The organism is Demequina sp., from assembly GCF_047975725.1.
In the GTDB taxonomy this organism is placed as follows: Bacteria; Actinomycetota; Actinomycetes; order Actinomycetales; family Demequinaceae; genus Demequina.
This window is the reverse complement of the sequence record NZ_JBKEED010000036.1, coordinates 117,991-138,542: the sequence shown is the minus strand read 5'-3', so window position 1 is coordinate 138,542 and position 20,552 is coordinate 117,991. Positions and strand designations below refer to the sequence as shown.

General features: G+C 68.0%; 16 protein-coding genes. 13 read left to right on the top strand and 3 right to left on the bottom strand.

Annotation, left to right across the window (positions count from 1 at the left end; genetic code table 11):
* From leuC to ACK5NO_RS13415, 3 genes are all read left to right on the top strand, one after another.
* The coding region (leuC, locus tag ACK5NO_RS13425; RefSeq protein ID WP_416813185.1) for a 3-isopropylmalate dehydratase large subunit at positions 1-1,348 on the top strand (1,348 nt) is incomplete at its 5' end.
* A gap of 11 nt (positions 1,349-1,359) precedes the next feature.
* Positions 1,360-2,001, top strand: coding sequence for a 3-isopropylmalate dehydratase small subunit (leuD, locus tag ACK5NO_RS13420; protein ID WP_416813184.1), 642 nt, complete (start codon positions 1,360-1,362; stop codon positions 1,999-2,001).
* Between the two features lie 90 nt (positions 2,002-2,091).
* On the top strand, positions 2,092-2,946 hold the full coding sequence (locus ACK5NO_RS13415; protein WP_416813183.1) for a type II CAAX prenyl endopeptidase Rce1 family protein: 855 nt from the start codon (positions 2,092-2,094) through the stop codon (positions 2,944-2,946).
* A gap of 34 nt (positions 2,947-2,980) precedes the next feature.
* Here the strand turns inward: ACK5NO_RS13415 and ACK5NO_RS13410 are convergent, their stop codons facing one another.
* Entirely contained in the window at positions 2,981-3,862 is an 882-nt protein-coding gene (locus ACK5NO_RS13410) for a PfkB family carbohydrate kinase (protein WP_416813182.1), read from the bottom strand.
* Positions 3,863-4,034: 172 nt separating this feature from the next.
* Between ACK5NO_RS13410 and murA the strand changes: the two genes are divergently transcribed.
* From murA to ACK5NO_RS13380, 6 genes are all read left to right on the top strand, one after another.
* Positions 4,035-5,345, top strand: a complete 1,311-nt coding sequence (murA, locus tag ACK5NO_RS13405) for a UDP-N-acetylglucosamine 1-carboxyvinyltransferase (RefSeq protein ID WP_416813181.1) — start codon at positions 4,035-4,037, stop codon at positions 5,343-5,345.
* Between the two features lie 3 nt (positions 5,346-5,348).
* A complete protein-coding gene (locus ACK5NO_RS13400; RefSeq protein ID WP_416813180.1) occupies positions 5,349-6,062 on the top strand; it encodes a lysophospholipid acyltransferase family protein in 714 nt (237 codons plus the stop codon).
* Positions 6,059-7,060 carry an NAD(P)H-dependent glycerol-3-phosphate dehydrogenase gene (locus ACK5NO_RS13395; protein ID WP_416813179.1) on the top strand — a complete coding sequence of 334 codons (1,002 nt, stop codon included), beginning with the start codon at positions 6,059-6,061 and terminating at the stop codon, positions 7,058-7,060. The genes ACK5NO_RS13400 and ACK5NO_RS13395 overlap by 4 nt, the downstream gene beginning before the upstream one ends.
* The gene (locus tag ACK5NO_RS13390) at positions 7,061-8,158 is read left to right on the top strand and encodes a D-alanine--D-alanine ligase family protein (protein ID WP_416813178.1); all 1,098 of its coding nucleotides are present in this window, start codon (positions 7,061-7,063) and stop codon (positions 8,156-8,158) included.
* A gap of 597 nt (positions 8,159-8,755) precedes the next feature.
* Positions 8,756-10,948, top strand: a complete 2,193-nt coding sequence (locus tag ACK5NO_RS13385) for an NTP transferase domain-containing protein (RefSeq protein ID WP_416813177.1) — start codon at positions 8,756-8,758, stop codon at positions 10,946-10,948.
* A 79-nt stretch (positions 10,949-11,027) separates the two neighbouring features.
* Entirely contained in the window at positions 11,028-13,442 is a 2,415-nt protein-coding gene (locus tag ACK5NO_RS13380; protein WP_416813176.1) for a GH36-type glycosyl hydrolase domain-containing protein, read from the top strand.
* Here ACK5NO_RS13380 and ACK5NO_RS13375 read toward each other — a convergent pair.
* Positions 13,439-13,906: a DUF3515 family protein gene (locus ACK5NO_RS13375; protein WP_416813175.1), complete on the bottom strand. Its 468-nt coding sequence runs from the start codon at positions 13,904-13,906 to the stop codon at positions 13,439-13,441. The two genes, ACK5NO_RS13380 and ACK5NO_RS13375, sit on opposite strands and share 4 nt — an antisense overlap.
* A gap of 67 nt (positions 13,907-13,973) precedes the next feature.
* Between ACK5NO_RS13375 and ACK5NO_RS13370 the strand changes: the two genes are divergently transcribed.
* Complete coding sequence (locus ACK5NO_RS13370) at positions 13,974-15,347, top strand: MATE family efflux transporter (protein WP_416813174.1); 1,374 nt, start codon at positions 13,974-13,976, stop codon at positions 15,345-15,347.
* A gap of 9 nt (positions 15,348-15,356) precedes the next feature.
* Positions 15,357-16,310, top strand: a complete 954-nt coding sequence (locus ACK5NO_RS13365; protein ID WP_416813173.1) for a thiamine-phosphate kinase — start codon at positions 15,357-15,359, stop codon at positions 16,308-16,310.
* Positions 16,311-16,394: 84 nt separating this feature from the next.
* On the opposite strand, the gene rpmB is transcribed toward ACK5NO_RS13365, so the two are convergent.
* Positions 16,395-16,586, bottom strand: coding sequence for a 50S ribosomal protein L28 (gene rpmB / locus ACK5NO_RS13360; protein ID WP_061962473.1), 192 nt, complete (start codon positions 16,584-16,586; stop codon positions 16,395-16,397).
* A 223-nt stretch (positions 16,587-16,809) separates the two neighbouring features.
* Here rpmB and ACK5NO_RS13355 point away from each other — a divergent pair, with 223 nt between their 5' ends.
* Positions 16,810-18,321 (top strand): DAK2 domain-containing protein, encoded by a 1,512-nt coding sequence (locus ACK5NO_RS13355; RefSeq protein ID WP_416813172.1) that lies wholly within the window; start codon positions 16,810-16,812, stop codon positions 18,319-18,321.
* On the top strand, positions 18,318-20,540 hold the full coding sequence (locus ACK5NO_RS13350) for an ATP-dependent DNA helicase RecG (RefSeq protein ID WP_416813171.1): 2,223 nt from the start codon (positions 18,318-18,320) through the stop codon (positions 20,538-20,540). Before ACK5NO_RS13355 ends, ACK5NO_RS13350 begins: the two co-directional genes overlap by 4 nt.
* The last annotated feature ends 12 nt before the right edge of the window (positions 20,541-20,552 follow it).

Genomic DNA, 20,552 nt, shown 5'->3' with positions numbered 1-20,552 from the left:
CATCGATATGCACCTGGTGCATGAGGTGACCAGTCCGCAAGCCTTCGATGGTCTGCGCCTTGCCGGTAGGTCGGTACATCGCACCGACCTGACCTTGGCGACCGAGGACCATAACGTCCCCACCACGCCCGGTCCGATCACCGATCCGGTGAGCCTGACCCAGGTTGAGACACTGCGCCGCAACTGCGAGGAGTTCGGCATCACGCTCTACCCGATGGGGGATCGTGAACAGGGCATCGTGCATGTGGTGGGCCCGCAGCTCGGCCTGACCCAGCCGGGGATGACCATCGTCTGCGGCGACTCGCACACCTCCACCCACGGGGCTTTCGGCGCACTGGCATTCGGTATCGGCACCTCCGAGGTCGAGCACGTGCTGGCCACCCAGACCCTGCCGCTCAAGGCCTTCAAGACCATGGCGATCAACGTGGACGGTGAACTGCCCGAGGGCACCACGGCCAAGGACATCATCCTGGCCGTCATCGCCAAGATCGGCACTGGCGGTGGACAGGGCTACGTGCTCGAGTACCGCGGCGACGCCATCCGCTCGCTGTCGATGGAAGCCCGCATGACCATCTGCAACATGTCGATTGAGGCGGGTGCGCGCGCCGGCCTGATCGCCCCCGACGAGACCACCTTCGACTACGTCAAGGGCCGCCCGCACGCTCCCGAGGGGGCCGACTGGGACGAGGCCGTCGAGTACTGGAAGACGCTGGTCACGGACGACGACGCGGTGTTCGACACCGAGATCACCCTGGCCGCCGCCGACCTCGAGCCGTTCGTCACGTGGGGCACCAACCCTGGTCAGGGCCTGCCCCTGAGCGCCACCGTGCCCAACCCTGACGAGATCGCGGACGCCGACCAGCGCGAGGCCGCAGTCAACGCCCTCAAGTACATGGGGCTGACCCCCGGCACGCCGCTGCGTGACATCGCGATCGACACCGTGTTCTTGGGCTCGTGCACCAACGGCCGCATCGAGGACCTGCGCGCCGCCGCAGAGGTCATCCAGGGCCGCCAGAAGGCCCCGAACCTGCGCATGCTCGTGGTGCCCGGATCGGCTCGTGTGCGCCTGCAGGCCGAGGCCGAGGGTATCGACCAGATCTTCAAGGACTTTGGAGCCGAGTGGCGCAACGCCGGTTGCTCGATGTGCCTGGGCATGAACCCCGACCAGCTGGCCCCCCAGGAGCGCAGCGCCTCGAAGTCCAACCGAAACTTAGAGGGCCGCCAGGGCAAGGGCGGGCGTACCCACCTCGTATCCCCGCTGGTTGCCGCCGCCACCGCCGTGCGCGGCACGCTGTCCAGCCCCGCAGACCTGGAAGGCGCCGACGCGCTCGTCGGTGCTCCCGCCTAAGGAGTTCCGCCATGGAGAAGTTCACCACCCACACCGGAATCGGCGTCCCGCTGCGTCGCTCGAACGTCGACACCGACCAGATCATCCCGGCCGTCTACCTCAAGCGCGTCACCAAGACCGGCTTTGACGACGCCCTGTTTGCCGCCTGGCGCGGTGACGAGTCCTTTGTCCTCAACCAGCCCGAGTACAAGGCCGGCTCCGTGCTGGTCGCCGGTCCCGACTTTGGCACCGGCTCGTCGCGAGAGCACGCCGTGTGGGCGCTCAAGGACTACGGCTTCCGCGTGGTCATTGCCTCGCGCTTTGCCGACATCTTCCGCGGCAACTCCGGCAAGCAGGGGCTGCTGGCCGCCGTCGTGAGCCAAGAGAACATCGAGCTGCTGTGGAAGCTCATCGAAACCGAGCCCGGCAAGCAGATCACCGTCTCGCTCGAGAACCGCACCGTCACCTGCGGCGAACTCACCGTGCCGTTCGAGATCGACGACTACGTGCGCTGGCGCCTGATGGAAGGCCTCGACGACATTGGCCTGACCCTGCAGAACGAAGAGGACATCACCGCCTTCGAGGCCACTCGCGCCGCGTGGCGTCCCAAGACGCTGCCCGCCAAGACCGAACCGAAGGTCGAGATCGAGGCCGCGCGCCCCGTCAACGCCTGAGTATCTTCGCGAGGCCCGGGAGCGTCAGCTCCCGGGCCTTCGCCATGCCCACCGGCGGGACCGCTGCCCACCCATGCCAGACTCAACCCCATGCCACGCCAGCGGACCAGCGAGCCTTCACCCGCATCGGCCCTCCGTCTGGACCGCGTGAGCCTGGCCCGGGTGGTGGCCGCTGCCCTCGTGTGCGGCGCGGCAGTGCTGCTGTTCGCGGTCCATCTGCGCCCCGTGGGGTATGTGCCGCTCGTGCTCGGAGTAGGGCTCTCGTGGCTCGTGGACCGTGCGCTCGCCAAGGACCTGGGGCTGATCGCGATCGGGCAACTGATCATTTCTGCGATCTCATTGAAGGCAGACCTGTCCGACGCGGGAATGCTGCGTTTTACCCTCGCGCTGGGGGCCGCGGTGCTGGTGCCGTGGGCGCTGGCGCGCTACTGGCTGGGGCACGACGCGGTGAAGTTTCCCATGTTCACCGGCAGGCGCTGGAGTCGCGCCCAGTGGATCTACCTGGGCGTGGTGATCGTCGCCGGCTACCTCATTTTGCCGTTCTACTTCATCGGCTCTGGGGCGTACCGCAACTGGCCAGACCTCGCAGGTAGCAGCGACATCGCGCGGCTGTTCGTGGGCGTGAATGCCGTGGGCATCTGGGACGAGCTGTTCTTTATCTGCACCATCTTCGCGCTGTTGATGCGGCACTTTCCCCTGTGGCTCGCGAACGTGTTGCAGGCCACCGTCTTTGTGAGCTTCCTGTGGGAACTGGGCTATCGCGAGTGGGGGCCGCTGCTGACCATTCCCTTCGCGCTCATTCAGGCCTGGATCTTCTCGCGATTCAAGTCGTTGCCGTACGTGCTGGCGGTGCATCTGCTGTTCGATGCGGTCGTGTTTTCCGTCCTGGTGCATGCGCACCATCCGGAGCTGTTCGACGTCTTCATCACCGCGCCGCGCACGTAGCGGCCCAGGTCGGGGCTGCGGCTGCGAGACTGCCCTAGGAGCGCAGCCACGCGCGAGTGCCGAACGTGCGCAGGGACGGGGCCATCGCATCGGCCGCCCAGGCGAGATCGTCCGCCAGGCGAGCGTCGTCCCTGCCCAGCAACGCGATGCGGAAGGCGAGCGTGCCGTGGAAGAAGTCGCCGGCGCCGAGCGTATCGACCACCGGCACGGGCGCGACGGGGACCTCGCCCTGGGCTCCCCGGACACGCCACAGGACGGGCTGTGAACCGCGCGTGATCGCCATGGTCTCGACCCCGAGCGAGCCGAGCCACGCGAACACGTCTTCTGGCGCGCCCGACCCGTGCGGCGTGCGCAGGTCGTCGGACGCGATCACGATGTCGGCCGCGCGTACCACGGAGGCGGTGTGCGGCTTGAGGCTGCCCGCGTCCATCACCACCGGCACGCCCGCCGCGCGCGCTGCCATCGCCAGCGGCACGGCGATCTCGGGGTGGTATCCGTCGATGAGGACCGCGCTCACGCCGTCGAGCGACGGCGGCTCGACCGGTGCGCGGTCGGTCCGCACGGCCGATGCGCTGGGAGAGACCACGGCACGTTCACCCGTCGCTTGGGTCACCATGATGGAGGCGGTCACGGGCGGGCCGGAGCCGTCACCGTGGTCGAGCAGGCCGACACCGCATGCGGCGAGGTCGGCACGAATCGGGTCTGCGAGGGGGTGCTGCGGCAGGCGGGTGGCCAGCGTGGGCGTGCCTCCCAGATGGGCGAAGGCGACGGCGGCGTTGGTGGCTGGCCCTCCGGCAGCGACCAAGAAGTCCAAGGCGGCGATCTTCTGGTTCGCGGCGGGCACGCGCTCGACGGACTGGATCACGTCGAGGGTGGTCAGCCCGGCGAAGAGTGCACGCGGGGAGTCGGGACTCATGGCGCCATCGTTGCATGGGTGAGATGAGTGTCACGTGCCTCATAGGCGGCTGTGCGGCGATTCCGTAGACATGAGTTGCCTCCAGGGGGAGGGGAGGAGGGTGGGGGCGCAACTGCGCGCCGCGCACGCGCCGGTGCGGGGCTCTCAGCCTCGATAGGGGACAATGGAAACCATGACTGACTCCATCCGCGTGCATGGTGGCGTGCCCTTGCGCGGCGAGATCTTTGTGAGGGGTGCCAAGAACTTCGTCTCGAAGGCGATGGTGGCCGCCCTGCTGGGATCGACGCCGTCGACGCTGCGCAACGTCCCCGACATTCGCGACGTCAACGTCGTGTCCTCGTTGTTGCGCCTGCATGGCGCACAGGTCGATTACGACGTCGACAGTGGCGTGCTGAGGGCCGACACTTCTCAGTTGCGTTCGGCCGATGCGATGCAGATTGCCGAGCACGCGGGTTCGAGCCGCATTCCCATTCTGTTGTGTGGTCCGCTGCTGCACCGTCTGGGTGAGGCGGTGATCCCTGACCTCGGGGGTTGCCGTATTGGGGACCGTCCCATTGACTTCCACCTGGAGATCCTGCGCAAGTTTGGTGCCAAGGTCACGGAGGCTGGCGACGGGCTGCACCTGACCGCTCCCGATGGTCTGCACGGCATCACCCACACGCTGGACTACCCGTCCGTGGGTGCCACCGAGCAGTTGCTGCTGACTGCGGTGATGGCGCGCGGCGTCACTCGCCTGGACAACGCCGCTGTCGAGCCCGAGATCAAAGACCTCATCGACACCTTGCAGAAGATGGGTGCGATCATCTCGGTCGACACCGACCGCTCGATCACGATCGAGGGCGCCGAGCGGCTCGAGGGCTATGACCACTACGCGCTGGGCGACCGCATCGAGGTGGGCTCGTGGGCGTCGGCGGCGTTGGCGACCAAGGGCGACATTCTGGTGCGAGGCGCGCAGCAGCGCACCATGGGCATGTTCCTCAACGTGTTCCGCAAGGTGGGCGGCAAGTTTGAGGTCACGCAGGACGGGATCAGGTTCTGGCATCCCGGTGGCGAGCTCAACGCCATCGCTTTGCAGACCGACGTGCACCCTGCCTTCATGACTGACTGGCAGCAGCCGCTCGTGGTGGCGCTGACCCAGGCCAAGGGCCTGTCGATCGTCCACGAGACCGTGTACGAGAACCGGTTTGGGTTCACGGAGGCGCTGGTGGCGATGGGTGCACACGTGCAGCTGTATCGCGAGTGCTTGGGTGACAAGGCCTGCCGCTTTGGGCAGCGCAACTTCTTGCACAGTGCTGTGATTTCTGGGCCCACGCCCTTGAAGGCCGCCGATATCGAGGTCCCTGACCTGCGTGGTGGCTTCTCCCACCTGATCGCGGCCCTGGCGGCCGAGGGCACGTCGACCGTGTCGGGCATCGACATCATCGACCGCGGCTACGAGAGCTTCCGCGACAAGCTCGCGGCGCTCGGCGCCTCGGTCGAGTAGGCCATGGCCCCCAAGATTCCTGCCGGCTTCCGAGCTGCGGCAGTGCTCATCAAGCCTGTCTTGCTTGCGACCACGCGTCGTGAGTGGTCCGGGATGGAGAACTTTCCGGACGATCGCGGCTTCATCGCGGTGTCCAATCACATGACCTACGCTGACCCGTTCACGTTGGCGCACTTCTTGTACGACAACGGCTACGCGCCGCACTTCATGGCCAAGGCGTCGCTGTTCGACGTGCCCGTGGTGGGCCGCGGGCTGCGCGGACTCGACCAGGTGCCGGTGCACCGCGGTTCTGCCAAGGCGCGCGATGCGGTCGACGCTGCCGTGGAGCTCTTGGCGAGGGGGGATTCCATCGCGGTGTTCCCCGAGGGCACCCTCACGAGGGATCCCGACCTGTGGCCCATGCTGGCGCGCACGGGAGCGGCGCGCATGGCCCTCGAGCACGACGTGCCCGTGATTCCCATTGCCCAGTGGGGTGCCCAGCAGCTGCTCGCGCCCTATTCGAAGAAGGTGGACCTGTTCCCGCGCAAGACCGTCAAGGTCGTCGCTGGCCCGCCCGTGGACCTGGAGGAATTCCGTGGTCGCCCCCTCGACATCGAGGTGCTGCGCTCCGCGACCGATCGCATCATGGCTAATCTGACTTCCATGCTTGAAGACATCCGCGGCGAGCAGGCGCCGTCCCAGCCATGGGACATGCGTCGCGAGGGGGGCGGCCGATGACCCGGGCGGCGGTGCTGGGCGCCGGCGCGTGGGGAACGACCTTCGCGGCCGTCCTCAAGGACGCCGGCACGGAGGTTGCTCTGTGGGGACGCGACCAGGACGTCTCGGACCAGATCAACAACGAGCGTCGCAACGAGCGCTTTTTGCCTGGCATGGACCTTCCCGAAGGCATCGTGGCGTCGACTGATGCTCGCGAGGTACTCGCAGGTGCGGACATCGTCGCGGTGGCACTCCCGGCGCAGAAGGTGCGCGGAATCATCGCGGAATACAAGGACGCCGTGCCTGACAACGCCGTGGTCGCTTCCCTGATGAAGGGCATCGAGATCGGCACGCACGCTCGCATGAGCGACGTGCTGCGCGAGGTCTGGGACCTCACGCCTGAGCGCACGCTCGTGGTGTCCGGACCCAACTTGGCACGCGAGATCGCGGTGAAACAGCCCACGGCGACGGTCGTTGCGGGGCTTGATCGCGCATCGGCCGAACTGGTGGCGTCAGCCACCGCGTCGTCCTATTTCCGGCCGTATACCAACCCGGATGTGGCCGGAGTGGAGTTGTGCGGGGCGTTCAAGAACGTCGTCGCGGTGGGCGTGGGAGTGACCGACGGCCTGGGCTACGGTCACAACACCACGGCAACCGTCATCACCCGCGGGCTGACCGAGATCACTCGTTTGGGCGTCGCGCTGGGTGCGCACCCCGACACGTTCTCGGGCCTCGCGGGCATGGGCGACCTGATTGCCACCTGCGCCTCGCCGCTGTCGCGCAACCACACGCTTGGTGCACACATTGGTCGTGGGTCGTCGCTCGCGGAAGCCATCGAATTGACCGGTGGAACCGCCGAGGGCGTCCAGACCTCGCGCTCCATTCAGGAGCTCGCGAGGGCACACGGCGTGGACGTCCCGATCTGTGACGCTGTGGTCGACATGCTCCACCACGAGCGCCCCATCCAGGACGTGCTGTCGCAGTTGCTGTCCCGCCCGCGCAAGGCGGAGGTCGCCTAGGTGGCTGACGTGAAGCCCACGGTTGCGGTGCTGTTTGGCGGCCGCTCGTCGGAGCACGGGGTGTCCTGCGCGACCGCAGGCGGAGTGCTGGGCGCGATCGACCGCGAGCGCTGGAATGTGGTCGCGGTCGGCATCACGCGCGACGGGCGCTGGGTGCCCGCCTCTGACGATGCCGCCGACTGGCTGCTCCACGACGGCGCGCTCGCGCACGTGCCGCACAATGAGCGCACGGTGTTGCCTCCCCGCGACGCCTCCGAGCGCACCTGGCGGGTGCTGAGCGAGGACGGCACGGTGACGCCGCTCGCCGAGGTCGATGTGGTGTTCCCCCTGCTCCACGGCCCCTTTGGCGAGGATGGCACTGTCCAAGGAGCGCTCGAGCTCGTGGACGTGAGGTACGTGGGCTCGGGCGTGCTGGCGTCCGCCATTGGCATGGACAAGCAGTACATGAAGACGGCGTTGCGCGGTGCGGGCCTCCCGGTCACACCCGACGTCGTGCTCGCGCCGGGGGAGAGTCCCGAGGGTCGCCGCGCGGAGATCGAGGCGCTGGGTCTACCAGTGTTCGTCAAGCCCGCGCGCGCGGGGTCGTCGATGGGCATTTCCAAGGTGTCGTCGTGGGACACCCTCGAGGTCGCCATCTCTGACGCCGTCAAGCACGACCCCAAGGTGCTCATCGAGCGCGGCGTCGTGGGGCGCGAGATCGAGACTGCCGTGCTCGCCACGGCCGACGGCGTGCACGCCTCGCCTGCCGGTGAGATCGTCACGGGTGGCGCCCACGAGTTCTACGACTTCGAGGCCAAGTACCTTGACGAGGCCGCCGTCGATTTGCGCTGCCCCACGGAGCTAGCCGACGACGTGGCCGCTCAGGTGGCCGACATCGCGGTGCGTGCGTTCCGGGCCGTGGGCGCGGAGTCGCTTGCTCGCGTGGACGTGTTCGTCGCTGCAGACGGCACCATCACGGTCAACGAGATCAACACCATGCCTGGATTCACCTCGACGAGCATGTATCCGCGCATGTGGGCCGCTGCCGGGGTCGAGTACCCCGAGCTGATCCAGCGGCTTCTTGACGGGGCCCTCGGTCGGGGCACTGGCCTGCGCTAGCCGCCTGTCGAGGTTGCGTTGGTGGCCTCGGTTCGTGCCGGGCCGGCCGGCGCATCGGCTGGCTTGGTGTGTTCTGGCGCGCGGGCCTGCGCGTTGTCACCGTGTCCTGGTGGGACATGGGTGTCACTTTTCGCCCGGATCTGACCCTCATGTCCCACCAGCGCGCGGCGGAGGGTGCGGCGGAGGGTGCGGCGGGCGGGGAGGTCGCGTCGGCGGCGCCGGTTCGTGCCGGGCCAGCCGGCGCATCGGCTCTCTTGGTGTGTTCTGGCGTGCGGGCCTGCGCGTTGTCACCGTGCCCTGGTGGGACATGGGTGTCACTTTTCGCCCGGATCTGACCCTCATGTCCCACCAGCGCGCGGCGGAGGCAGGGTGGGCGGGGGCGGGGTGCGAGGGCGGAGGGCGCGGCGGGGGCGGGGAGAGAACGGGAGGGCTCCGCACCGCGCAGGGCCGATGCGGTGGCTGCCGAGCGCTGTTGGGTCACCATTTGGTGACGGTCTGGCGGCCTCGCTATGACTTCGCGCGATCAATAGGTAGGATTCCTAACAAACCTTTAGGAAGGTTTCCTAACAAACCTGTGTCATCGCGAAGGAGCCAGGCATGGCCACCGACACCGCACACCCGTTCGCCAAGCCCACGACCGCAGCCATCGTGCTCGCGGCGGGCGCTGATGACGACTCGCGCCGTCTGCTCAGTGAGACTCTGGGGGACTCAACCGTTGCCCAACTCGCGCTGGCCAATGTGCGAGCCGTGCTCCCCGCCAGCCACATCATCGTGGTGACTGCGCCCGGCGACACCGCCCTGCGCGAACTGCTGGGTGAGGACCTCACCTACGTCGAGCAGGTTCAGCCGCTCGGGACGGGCAACGCCGTGCTCGCCGCGCGTGAGGCCGTGCCAGCCGATGCGCACAGTCTGCTCGTGACCTACGCCGACACCCCGCTGCTGCGCACCGACTCGCTGAGGGGCCTGCTGAACCGTCACCATCTGACGGGGGCGGACTTCTCGCTCCTGACTGCCGTCGTTGACCAGCCCCTTCCGTACGGTCGCATCGAGCGCGATGAGGCGGACAAGGTCAGCGCGATCGTCGAGCCCGAGGACCTCGAGGCCGCGGACGCGGACCTTCACGAGATCAACGTGGGCTCCTACGTCGCGGCACCCGAGCGTCTCTTCGCCCAGATCGAGGCCCTCGCGGCCACGGGCGAGCACCGGCTCACGGAGGTCGCGCTCGCGTTCATTCGTGACGGTGCGCGGCTGGTCACCTACCGCGGGCTCGACCCCGACGAGGTGCAGGGCATCAACACCCCGGACGAGTTGCAGCAGGCCGCCGACATCGTGCTCAAGCGCCTGTTCATGCCCAAGAAGGACACGGACACCACCATCAAGTTCGGTACCGGTGGTTGGCGCGCCGTCATTGGCGAGGGCTACACGCTAGGTAACTTGCGTCGCCTGTGCCAGGCCATCGCGAACGAGGCCACGCGTCAGGGAATCGACCACAAGGGCGTCGTGATCGGCGGTGACCGCCGCTTCTTGTCGCGCGAGTCCGCCGAGGCGGCCGCAGAGGTGTTCGCGGGCAACAACATCCCCGTGATCTTGCTGCCCGACGACGTCCCCACCCCGCTGGTGACCTTCGCGGCGCCGTACACGAACTCCGCGTACGGCGTCATCATCACCTCGAGCCACAACCCGCCGGAGTGGAACGGCGTCAAGGTGTTCCGTGCGGATGGCTCGCTGCCGCTCGACGAAGAGACGGACCGCTACCAGGACGAGGCGAACGCCCTGAGCGTCGACGAGGTCATCTCGCTCGACCTCGCCCTGGCCCGCAAGGCCGGCATCGTGGTCGACAGGCCGCTGACTGACCCGTACATCGACGCGATTGAGAAGATCATCGACGTGGATGCCGTGCGCGGCTCCGACCTGCACGTCGTGGTCGATCCCATGTACGGCACGAGCCAATTGACGCTCGGCACCATCCTGTCGGACATGCGTGTGCGCGCGGAGTTTATTCACGCCTCGCACAACCCGCTCTTTGGCGGCGTCGCCCCTGCCCCCGATCTCCAGCGCCTGTCGAGCCTGATCAACATGATCAAGAAGGCGGACGGCGAGTTCGACCTTGGCATGGCCACCGATGGTGACTCTGACCGCATCGGCATTGTTGACGAGACCGGTGAGTACATCTCGACCAACGATCTGCTGCTGCTCCTGTACTGGTACCTGCACGAGGTGCGCGGAGAGAAGGGTGGAGTGGTGCGCAACCTCGCGACCACGCACCTGCTCGACCGCCTGGCCGCTCACTTTGGCGAAGAGTCGCGCGAGTGCCGCGTGGGCTTTAAGTTCGTCACGGCCGGGATGGAAGAGATCGACGCTGTGCTTGGCGGCGAGTCCTCTGGCGGCCTCACCGTGCGTGGCTGGATTCTGGGCAAGGACGGCATCTTCGCGTGCGCCCTGGTCGCCGAGATGCTGGCCCGCACCGGTAAGCGCATCTCTGAACTCAGGGAGATGATCTACGAGATCACCGGTCGCCTGTACACCGAGGAAGCTGGCGTGCCGGCCACACCCGAGATGCGCGTCGCCGTGCCACGTCGTCTCGAGGCGGACCCGCTGACCCACATTGGCCCGTATCCCGTGGTGTCGATCAGCCACCTCGACGGCACCAAGATCGTGCTCGAGAACGACAACTGGGCGCTGCTGCGCTTCAGCGGCACCGAGCCGGTGCTGCGCATGTTTGTCGAGGCCGACAGCCCCGAAAAGGCCACCGAACTGATGGACTGGCTGCGCGGATTCGTGACTGCATAGGTCACGGCTACTCACCGCACCGCTTCACCGCCCCGGACCCGTACCCACCACCCCAGCACACGAACGGACACCCTGCCTCATGAAGTACGGCTACTTCGACACCGACAACGACGAGTACGTCATCACCCGACCGGACGTGCCGGTTTCATGGACTAACTACCTGGGCACCAAGAACCTGTGCACGGTGTTGTCGCACAACGGTGGCGGCTACTCGTACTACAAGTCCTCGCAGTACGGCCGCATCACCCGATTCCGTCAGAATGCGGTGCCGCTGGACCGTCCGGGCCACTACGTGTACGTGCGTGACAACGAGGACGGCGACTACTGGTCGTCGGCTTGGCAGCCGGTGGGCAAGCCGTTCGAGGGCGACGATGCGGCCAAGTACACGACCGCGCACGGGCTGGGATACTCGCGGTTCGAGTCGAGCTACCGCGGCATCGATACCTCGCACACTATCTTCATTCCGCTGGATGACGACGTCGAGCTGTGGGACGTCAAGGTCACCAACAACTCTGACAAGGTGCGCGAGCTGACGGTGGGCTCGTATGTGGAGTTCTCGTTCCACACCATCACCATTGACAACCAGAACCTGCAGATGTCGCTGTACGCCTCGGGATCGTCCTACGAGGACGGCATCATCGAGTACGACTTCTACTACGAGCCGTGGACCTTCCACTACTTCACGTCGTCGGAGTCGCCCTCGTCATACGACTCGCTGCGCGACAACTTCATTGGCCCGTACCGCACGGAGGCCAACCCCATCGCGATCGAGCGGGGCCACGGCTCCAACGAGTCCGCGACCACTCAGAACCACTGCGGTTCGCTCCAGCACGTCGTGACCCTTCAGCCGGGCGAGACCAAGCGCCTGGTGTACATGCTCGGCTATGGCTCGCGTGACCAGGCTGGGCGCCCCATGCAGGCTAAGTACTCGGACGTCGAGACGGTCGACGCGGAGTACGCGCGCCTGGGGCAGTACTGGAAGAACAAGCAGGACAAGCTGCGCATCACCACGCCCCACGAGGGCATGAACACGATGATCAACTCGTGGACGCTGCTGCAGGCGGAGACCTGCGTGGTGTGGTCGCGCTTTGCCTCGTTCGTTGAGGTCGGCGGCCGTACCGGTCTGGGCTACCGCGACACGGCTCAGGACGTCATGAGCGTGATTCACACCAACCCCACCAAGACCCGCCAGCGCATCGTCGAACTGCTGCGCGCTCAGGTCTCCAGCGGGTATGGCATCCACCTGTTCGAGCCCAAGGCGTTCGACCCGGACGCTGAGAAGCTGCCCGATGTCCCGTCGCCCACGATCGTGCCGACGCCGTCCATGGATGACCTCATCCACGGGCTCGAGGACACCTGCTCGGACGACCACCTGTGGCTCGTGCCCTCCATCGTGGAGTTCGTCAAGGAGACCGGCGACTACGACTTCCTCGACCAGGTGATTCCGTTCGCCGATGGCAAGGACGCGACGGTCTACGAGCACCTTAAGGCGGCGCTGGACTTCTCTGCCGAGCAGATCGGTCAAAACGGCGTGGCCCTGGGCCTGCGCGCAGACTGGAACGACTGCCTCAACCTCGGTGGCGGCGAGACCTCGCTCGTGACCTTCCTGCACGCCTGGGCCATTGGCGCCTTCCTCGAGGTCGCCGCGTACCGTGGCGACGACGAGGCCATCGCGACGTACTCCGCTGAGCGTGAGCGCATCGCCAAGGTTGCCGACGAGCAGTTGTGGGACGGCGACTGGTGGATCCGTGGCTACACGCGAGACGGCGTGAAAATCGGCTCGCGGGAGAACAAGGAAGGCAAGATCTTCCTTGAGCACCAGGCGTGGCCCGTGATCGCGGGTATCACCTCGCAGGAGCGCGGTGAGGCCTCCATGGATTCCGTGCGCGAACTGCTGGGCTCCGACTACGGCAACCACCTCAACTGGCCGGCCTTCACCGAGATCGACGACACCGTGGGCTTCGTGACCCGCGTGTACCCGGGTATCAAGGAGAACGCGGCGATCTTCTCTCACCCCAACGCGTGGCCCATCATCGCTGAGGCGATGCTGGGACGCGGCGATCAGGCGGTGGACTTCTACGACAAGATTCTGCCGTTCAACCACAACGACAACATCGAGGTGCGTGGCGCTGAGCCCTACGCGTACGTCCAGTTCCTGTACGGGCGCGACCACGAGTGGTTTGGCAAGGCGCAGAACCCGTGGCTGACCGGCACGGCTGGCTGGATGTACACGGCGGCCACCAAGTACATCCTCGGTATTCGCCTGGCCTTCGATGGTCTGGTGGTCGACCCGTCCATTCCGATGGCGTGGGATGGCTTCGAGGTGCGTCGCGAGTGGCGCGGAGCGGTCTACAACATCGAGGTCAAAAACCCTGACCACGTGTCCAAGGGCGTGAAGTCGGTCACGGTTGATGGCGTCGAGATCGACCCGACCAAGCCCGTGCCGGTGCAGCCCGAGGGCGCCGAGGTGTCCGTGGTGGTCACGCTCGGCTAGCGGCACTCCAACCCGTTGGACGGGGCGAGCGCCGCTGCCGCGGAGACTTCCGCGAGCACGTCGGCGATCGCCTCGTCCGCACGGATTTTGGGCACCGTGAGCTCGAGCGCTGGCGAGCGCCCAAATGTCACGGCGACCCACGCATCGTCCGTCTCCGTCATGAGCCAATTCACGTCGGCGGCGGGCGTCGAGACGGCGATGCACGGATCGGTGGTGGGGCCGGGAGGCTCGACGCCACAGCGCGCGACAATTTCGTATTCATCGCCCCATGCCTGGGTTGCCTGAGAGGTCGTGCCGCGCATGTCGAGGCCGCCCACGACCTCGGGGATCGCGAGCATGACGGGCGCGCATTCGGGGTCGCCCGCGTACTCGGCTGGCTCCACGACGAGGGGGTGGGCACAGGCCGTGAGCAGGGGCAACACCAGCAGGGCCGATGCGGCGGCTGGCTTCACTCGCAGGGGCATGGCTTCCAGGGTAGTGGGGCCGCAGGCAGGCGCCGGCCGGTGTCCGGCGCGCCGATAGCCTGGGGCCGTGACCTCCGTGCGTGATCTCGTCTCTGGCCTGCCCCATGGGCGCGCGTTCGCGCTCGCGTGGCCCATGATCGTGGCGAACGTGTCGGTGCCGCTGGTGGGGCTCGTCGACACCGCGATGCTGGGGCATTTCTCCGACACGGTGAACCTGGGTGCTGTCGCGGCGGGCTCGATTGTGCTGTCCGCGGCGTATTGGGTGCTGGCCTTCCTGCGGCTGGGAACGACAAGCCTCGTGGGTCGGTCGATTGGCGCTGGCCGGCCGCTCGACACGGTCTCCCACCTGCAGCGCAGCCTGCTGCTTGCGGGGGTGCTGGCCGCGGGGGTGCTGCTGATCCAATGGGTGGCGTTGCCGCTGCTCATGGCGGTGATGGCGCCCGCAGGGGAGGTGCGTGAGCTCGCGACCGCCTATAGCCAGATCCGCTTTCATTCTTTGCCTGCCGTGCTGGGCACGTTCGTGGTGACCGGGTACTTCATTGGGTCCCAGGACACGCGCCGGCCGCTCGCGATTGCGGTGACGGTCAACGTCCTCAACTTGGTGCTCGACGTGGCCTTCGTGGGAGGGCTGGGCTGGGGCGCGGCGGGGGCGGCCTGGGCGACGATGATCGCGGAATGGGTGGGGCTCGCGCTCGCAGCCGTGCTGTTGTGGCGCTTCCTCGACCCTGAGCTGAAGGCGCGCCTGAGGCGGTGGCGCGGCCAGGGCCTGCGTCGCGGATGGCGCGCGCTGTTGACCATGAACGCGGACCTCGCGGTGCGCACGGTGCTGCTGTACGTAGCGTTGACGTTCCTGACGGCCGCAGGCGGGCGCATCAGCCCTGATGTGCTCGCCGCCAACGCCATCCTCATGCAGGTGACGCTGCTGGCCTCGTATGGCCTCGACGGGTATGCCCACGCCGCCGAGGCGATGAGCGCCCGCGCCATCGGCACCCGCAACCTCACCGAGCTGCATCGCGCCAACCTGGCCGCGACCTTGCCTGCCATCGTGATCGCGGCCGCCTTCACCGCGGTGTTTGTCTTGGGCCAGGATCAGTTCATCGCGCTCATGACCGACCTTCCCGGACTCACTCAGACGACGGCGCAGTACTATCACTGGGCGGCGTGGCTGCCGCTGATCTCGGTGGCGGCCTACCTGCTCGACGGCATCTTCATTGGCACCGGTCAGTCGCGGATCATGCGCAACTGCATGCTGATCGCGGTGGTGGGTATCTACCTGCCATCGTTCCTGATCCCCGCGTGGATTGCGGGCGAGGCCACCAACGATGGGCTGTGGCTGTCGTTCACGCTGCTCAATATCGCGCGCGGCGTGTTGCTCGGCATCGCGTATGGGCGCCTCACCCGCTCGGGAGGGTGGCTCAGCACGGCTCACGCCCACCCGTAGGCTCATGGCATGAGCACCATCGGAGACATGGATGAGGACGCGCTGATCGCGCTGTTCGCCCCCCGCCTTCCCCAGACAGACGCGGCCATCCTCGGCCCAGGAGATGACGCCGCGGTCATCGCGGTTGACGGCGATCTGGTCGTCAGCGCCGACGTGCTCGTGGAGAACCGGCACTTCCGCTCGGAGTGGTCGACCGGCGCGGACGTGGGCTTTCGGGCCGCGATGCAGAACCTGGCCGACATCGACGCGATGGGAGCGGTGGCGACCTCTCTTGAGGTGACGCTGTGCGCTCCCGCCTCGACCCCTGTCGAGTGGGTGCTCGGGATGGCAGACGGGCTGCGTGAGGCGTGCGAACCCCACGGCGTAGGAGTGGTGGGCGGCGACCTGTCTGGCGCCAGCGAGATCGTGTTGGCGGTGACCGTCATGGGGGAGACCCACGGCACCGAGCCCATCACGAGGGCCGATGCGCAGGTGGGCGATGTCATTGCCGTGTCAGGAGCGCTCGGCGCCTCTCGCGCCGGGTACGAGCAGCTCTCGCGCAAGGTCAGCGTGGACCAGGAGGCGGTGGACCTGTTCGTGCGCCCCCGCCCGCGTATTGGCGCTGGCCTCGAAGGTGCGCTGCACGGTGCGACGGCGATGATGGACCTGTCCGATGGCCTGGCGCGCGACGGGGCGCGGATGGCGCGCGCATCGGGCGTGCGGCTCGAGGTGGACCGTGCCGCAGTACCTGTCCATGAGGCCGCGGTGCGCACCGCCCACGGGCTTGGTCTCGACGACCAGCAAGCGCTCGCATGGGCCATCGCCGGGGGAGAGGACCACCACATGCTCGCGACGTTCCCACGCGCCAGTGCGGTGCCGGAGAGCTGGCACCTGATTGGCGAGGTTGTGGACGGGCCCGTCGGGCTCGTCATCGACGGCGAGGCCCCCACCGAGCGCGGCTGGGATCACTTCTCCGGGAACTGAGGGTTCGCTCCCGCTCGCCCGCGCGGGGACAGCGAAAAGGCCGGCCTCCCGAGGGGAGTGCCGGCCTTGCCGCGATGCGCCGAATTAGACGGCGCGCTGGACCTTGCCCGCCTTGAGGCAGGAGGTGCACACGTTCACACGCTTGGGGGTACCCGCCACGACGGCGCGCACACGCTGGATGTTGGGGTTCCAGCGACGCTTGGTACGGCGGTGCGAGTGCGAGATCGAGTGACCGAAGGACGGTCCCTTGCCGCAGACGTCGCAGTTGGCAGCCACGATAGTTCTCCTAAAAATCAACCTGCGCATCGCCCCGATTGGGCGGCGCCACGAATCACAGCCTGGTGTCAGGCAACCGCACTAGGGTATCCGACGAGCGGACCATCCGCAAACGGCCCTCACGCCGCGCGAACGCGAGTGTGGGTGCCTCATGCCACGATAGACCTGCGAGCGGGGCCTGAGTTCACCACGTGCCCTGGCTGCCCTGTGATGGAAGGAAGCGATGGCCGAGACGACTGACTTGCGACGCTGGCTCGATGCCGGCGCGCGCGCAGTCAAGCACGCTCGCGGCCGGCTGGACGCCATCAACGTCTTCCCCGTGCCCGACTCTGACACGGGCACCAACATCTATCTCACCCTTCAGGAAGGCAACCGGTCCGTTGCGAAGCTGGGGCCGGAGGCGACGCATCGCGAAGTGGTCGCCGCGTTCGCCCGCGGGGCGCTCATGGGCGCAAGAGGCAACTCGGGCGTGATCGTGAGCCAGTACCTCACCGCCTTTTTGTCCGCGATCGACACCCGCGGGGGCCTGAGCAAGGTCGACGCCAAGGGCATTGCGAGGGCGCTCGACCTGGCGGCCGATGCCGCCTACCGTGCCGTGGGCTCGCCTGTGGAGGGCACCATCCTCACCGTGGCACGCGCCGCGGCCAAGGGTGCGGCCGATGCGGTGGTGGCCAAGGCGGGCAAAGAGGCGACCGCTGTGGCTGCCGTCGTTGCCGCGCGTGCGGCACTGGCGCTGACACACGAGCAGTTGCCTTCCGCGAGGGCCGCTGGGGTGGTCGATGCGGGAGCCGCAGGGCTCGTGCTGCAGTTGGAGATGCTCGCCGAGACCCTGGCCGGGCCACAGGCGCTGGCGGCCCTGGATGAGGTCGAGTGGGAGGTGGAAGATCGCGTCCGTCACGCAGTGGGCGTACACGACCACGATCACTCCCATGACGACGGCGGGGCGTTTGAGGTGATGTTCGTGCTCGCCTCCGACGAGGACCTGCGCGAGACGCTCACCGCGAACCTTGAGAGCATCGGCACGTCCGTGGCCGTCACCGGAACTCACGGGTTGTGGCAGGCACACGTCCACACCGATGAGCCCCACCTCGCGGTCGAGCACGCGATCGCGCACCAGGCCCAGCAGATCTTTGTGCGCAACGTCCTCATGGGCCACGAGGCGGACCGCGGCTCCACGGGAGTGGTCGCGCTGACGTCGTGCCCTGGCATGGCGGAGCCGTTGGCCGAGGCTGGCGCGGTCGTGCTCGTCGTGCCCGATCCCACCCTGCTCAAGCGCCGTGCGCTGCGCCGGGCGGTCAAGGACGCCTCGGGGGTCGCGGCCGTCGTGGTGGCCGGCCACCCAGCGCTGCGTGCCGCGGCGCTCGAACTGGCGCGCAAGCGCCGCAAGCCCGTGCTGACGGTGCTCGACGCCCAGCACGAGGCCCACGTGATCGTGGCCGTCGCCGCAGCAACCCTGGTGACGCCCGGTCAGGACCTCGCAACCGAGATGGCGGATGCCGTGGCCGCGACGCTCGTCGCGGAGTCGAGCGGCGATGCCCTCGACGAGGACGTCGACCGCATGATCGACGGGCGCACGGAGATTGTGACGCTGGTGCTCGCGGCGGGCGTGCCCGAGTCCGTGGCCGACGCGGTGCGGCTGTCGGTGCACGGAACCGCTCCACTTGCGGACGTCAACGTGTACCGGGGTGGACAGGCCGAGCCCGCCGTGCTGATCGGCGTCGAGCGGGCAGAGTGAACACGCCCGCACCGCGGCTCGCGGAACCGCTGAGCAAGGTTCTTGGAGCGCGCACCGCGACCGGGCTGGGCAAGCTCGGGTTGGACACCGTCGAGGACCTGCTGCGGCACTATCCGCGCCGCTACGGCTCGCCGGGGGAGATGACCCCCATCGGCGCGCTTGCGCTGGGCGAGCACGTGACGGTGATGGCACAGGTGCGCTCCGTCACAGTGCGCACCATGCGCTCGCGCGGCGGCGCGATGCTTGAGGCCGTCGTGACCGACGGGCGCGACAGCCTGCAACTGACCTTTTTCGCCAAGCGCGCGGGCGTGCTGCGCATGCACGAAAGCAAGCTCGCCGCGGGCCGCACGGGACTGTTTACCGGCACCGTGGGCGAGTACCGCGGGCGGCGCCAACTCACCCACCCCGACTACCTCATCGTGGGAGTGGACGCGGCGGACGAGGACGAGGCGGTACTCGAAGCCTCCCGGCCCATCCCGATCTACCCGGCCGTGGCCTCGGTGCCCACGTGGCGCATCGGCCGGTCGGTACGGATGGTGCTCGACCCGCTCACTGAAGCCGATGTGCCCGACCCCTTGCCCGCCGCGATCCGTGAGCAGCGGGGACTACCGAGCCTGCTCGAGGCACTGCGCGCCGTCCACGTTCCCGACGTGGATGCGGACTGGCGGCGCGGGCAAGACCGCCTGCGGTTCGAAGAGGCGCTCGTGTTGCAGACCGCGCTGGCCCGGCGGCGCGCCGCCCGCGAAGCACTCGCAGCGGTGCCGCGGCAGGGAGTCTCCGACGGTTTGGTGCAGGCGCTCGACGCGCGCCTGCCGTTTCCCTTGACGGCCGCACAGGTCGAGGTGGGCGAGCAGATCGCGAAGGACCTCGCCGCCACCACTCCCATGCTGCGACTCCTGCAGGGCGACGTGGGAGCGGGCAAGACCGTGGTCGCGTTGCGTGCGATGGCACAGGTCGTGGATTCCGGGGGCCAGGCGGCACTGCTGGCGCCCACGGAGGTGCTTGCTGCCCAGCACCTGCGCACCCTCGAGCAGCTCATGGGCCCGCTCGCGTTCGGAGGGATGCTGGGCGGCGACCCGCACGGGACGCGCCTGACCCTGCTGACTGGGTCACAGAGCACGGGCGCGCGGCGGCAGGCGCTGGCCGATGCGGCCTCGGGCGCCGCAGGCATTGTCGTGGGCACCCATGCGCTGCTGAGCGAGACGGTGCAGTTTGCCGACCTTGGCCTGGTGGTGGTGGACGAGCAGCACCGCTTTGGCGTCGAGCAGCGAGACGCGCTGCGTTCGCGCTCCGAGCATCCACCGCACACGCTCGTCATGACTGCCACGCCCATCCCGCGCACCGTGGCGATGACGGTGTTTGGCGACCTCGAGACGTCGCTGCTGACGGACAAGCCCGCGGGACGCGCGGAAGTGGCCACCCACGTGGTGCCCGCGGACAACCAGGCGTGGCTCGATCGCACGTGGGCGCGCGTGCGCGAGGAGGTCAACGCTGGCCGTCGCGTCTACGTGGTGTGCCCGCGCATTGACGCCGACGATGAGGTCGATCCCGAGACGCTCGAGGCCGCCGCCGACGAACCGGACGAGCCCGCCGCGCAGCGCCCACCGCTGGCCTCCGTGACCCAGACAGCCGCGATGCTCGCCGAGCGCGCCGAACTCGCCAGCGTGCGCATCGGCCTGATGCATGGCCGCCTGAGTGCGGAGGACAAGGATGCGGCGATGGCGGCCTTCGCCTCAGGAGAGGCGCCCGTGCTCGTGTCGACCACCGTGATCGAGGTGGGCGTCGACGTGCCCGCCGCGACCATGATGGTGGTGCTGGACGCCGAACGGTTCGGCATCTCGCAGTTGCACCAGTTGCGCGGACGAGTGGGGCGCGGCACGCTCGCGAGCGTGTGTCTGCTGGTGTCCCGCGCCGAGCCGGGCACGGTGTCTCGGGAACGACTGGACGCGCTCGCGGCCACCACCGACGGGTTCGTGCTCGCGGAGAAGGACCTCGAGCTCAGACGTGAAGGTGACGTGCTGGGCGCCGCGCAGTCGGGCGGGCGCAACTCCTTGCGGCTGTTGCGGGTGGTGCGCGATGCGGCGCTCATCGAGCAGGCGCGCGAGCACGCGCGAGAACTGGTCGCGCGTGACCCGGACCTGGCCGCGTACCCGGCCCTCGCATCGGCCATCGACAGCTGGCTGGGCGGCGAGCGCGAGGAGTTCCTCGAGCGGGGCTAGCGCGCGGTGGGG

Coding starts and splice junctions, on each gene's coding strand:
- ACK5NO_RS13415 (WP_416813183.1), top strand. CDS start 2,092: ATGCCACGCCAGCGGACCAGCGAGCCTTCACCCGCATCGGCCCTCCGT.
- ACK5NO_RS13355 (WP_416813172.1), top strand. CDS start 16,810: ATGGCCGAGACGACTGACTTGCGACGCTGGCTCGATGCCGGCGCGCGC.
- ACK5NO_RS13385 (WP_416813177.1), top strand. CDS start 8,756: ATGGCCACCGACACCGCACACCCGTTCGCCAAGCCCACGACCGCAGCC.
- ACK5NO_RS13410 (WP_416813182.1), bottom strand. CDS start 3,862: ATGAGTCCCGACTCCCCGCGTGCACTCTTCGCCGGGCTGACCACCCTC.
- ACK5NO_RS13380 (WP_416813176.1), top strand. CDS start 11,028: ATGAAGTACGGCTACTTCGACACCGACAACGACGAGTACGTCATCACC.
- ACK5NO_RS13400 (WP_416813180.1), top strand. CDS start 5,349: ATGGCCCCCAAGATTCCTGCCGGCTTCCGAGCTGCGGCAGTGCTCATC.
- ACK5NO_RS13375 (WP_416813175.1), bottom strand. CDS start 13,906: ATGCCCCTGCGAGTGAAGCCAGCCGCCGCATCGGCCCTGCTGGTGTTG.
- murA (WP_416813181.1), top strand. CDS start 4,035: ATGACTGACTCCATCCGCGTGCATGGTGGCGTGCCCTTGCGCGGCGAG.
- leuD (WP_416813184.1), top strand. CDS start 1,360: ATGGAGAAGTTCACCACCCACACCGGAATCGGCGTCCCGCTGCGTCGC.
- ACK5NO_RS13365 (WP_416813173.1), top strand. CDS start 15,357: ATGAGCACCATCGGAGACATGGATGAGGACGCGCTGATCGCGCTGTTC.
- ACK5NO_RS13395 (WP_416813179.1), top strand. CDS start 6,059: ATGACCCGGGCGGCGGTGCTGGGCGCCGGCGCGTGGGGAACGACCTTC.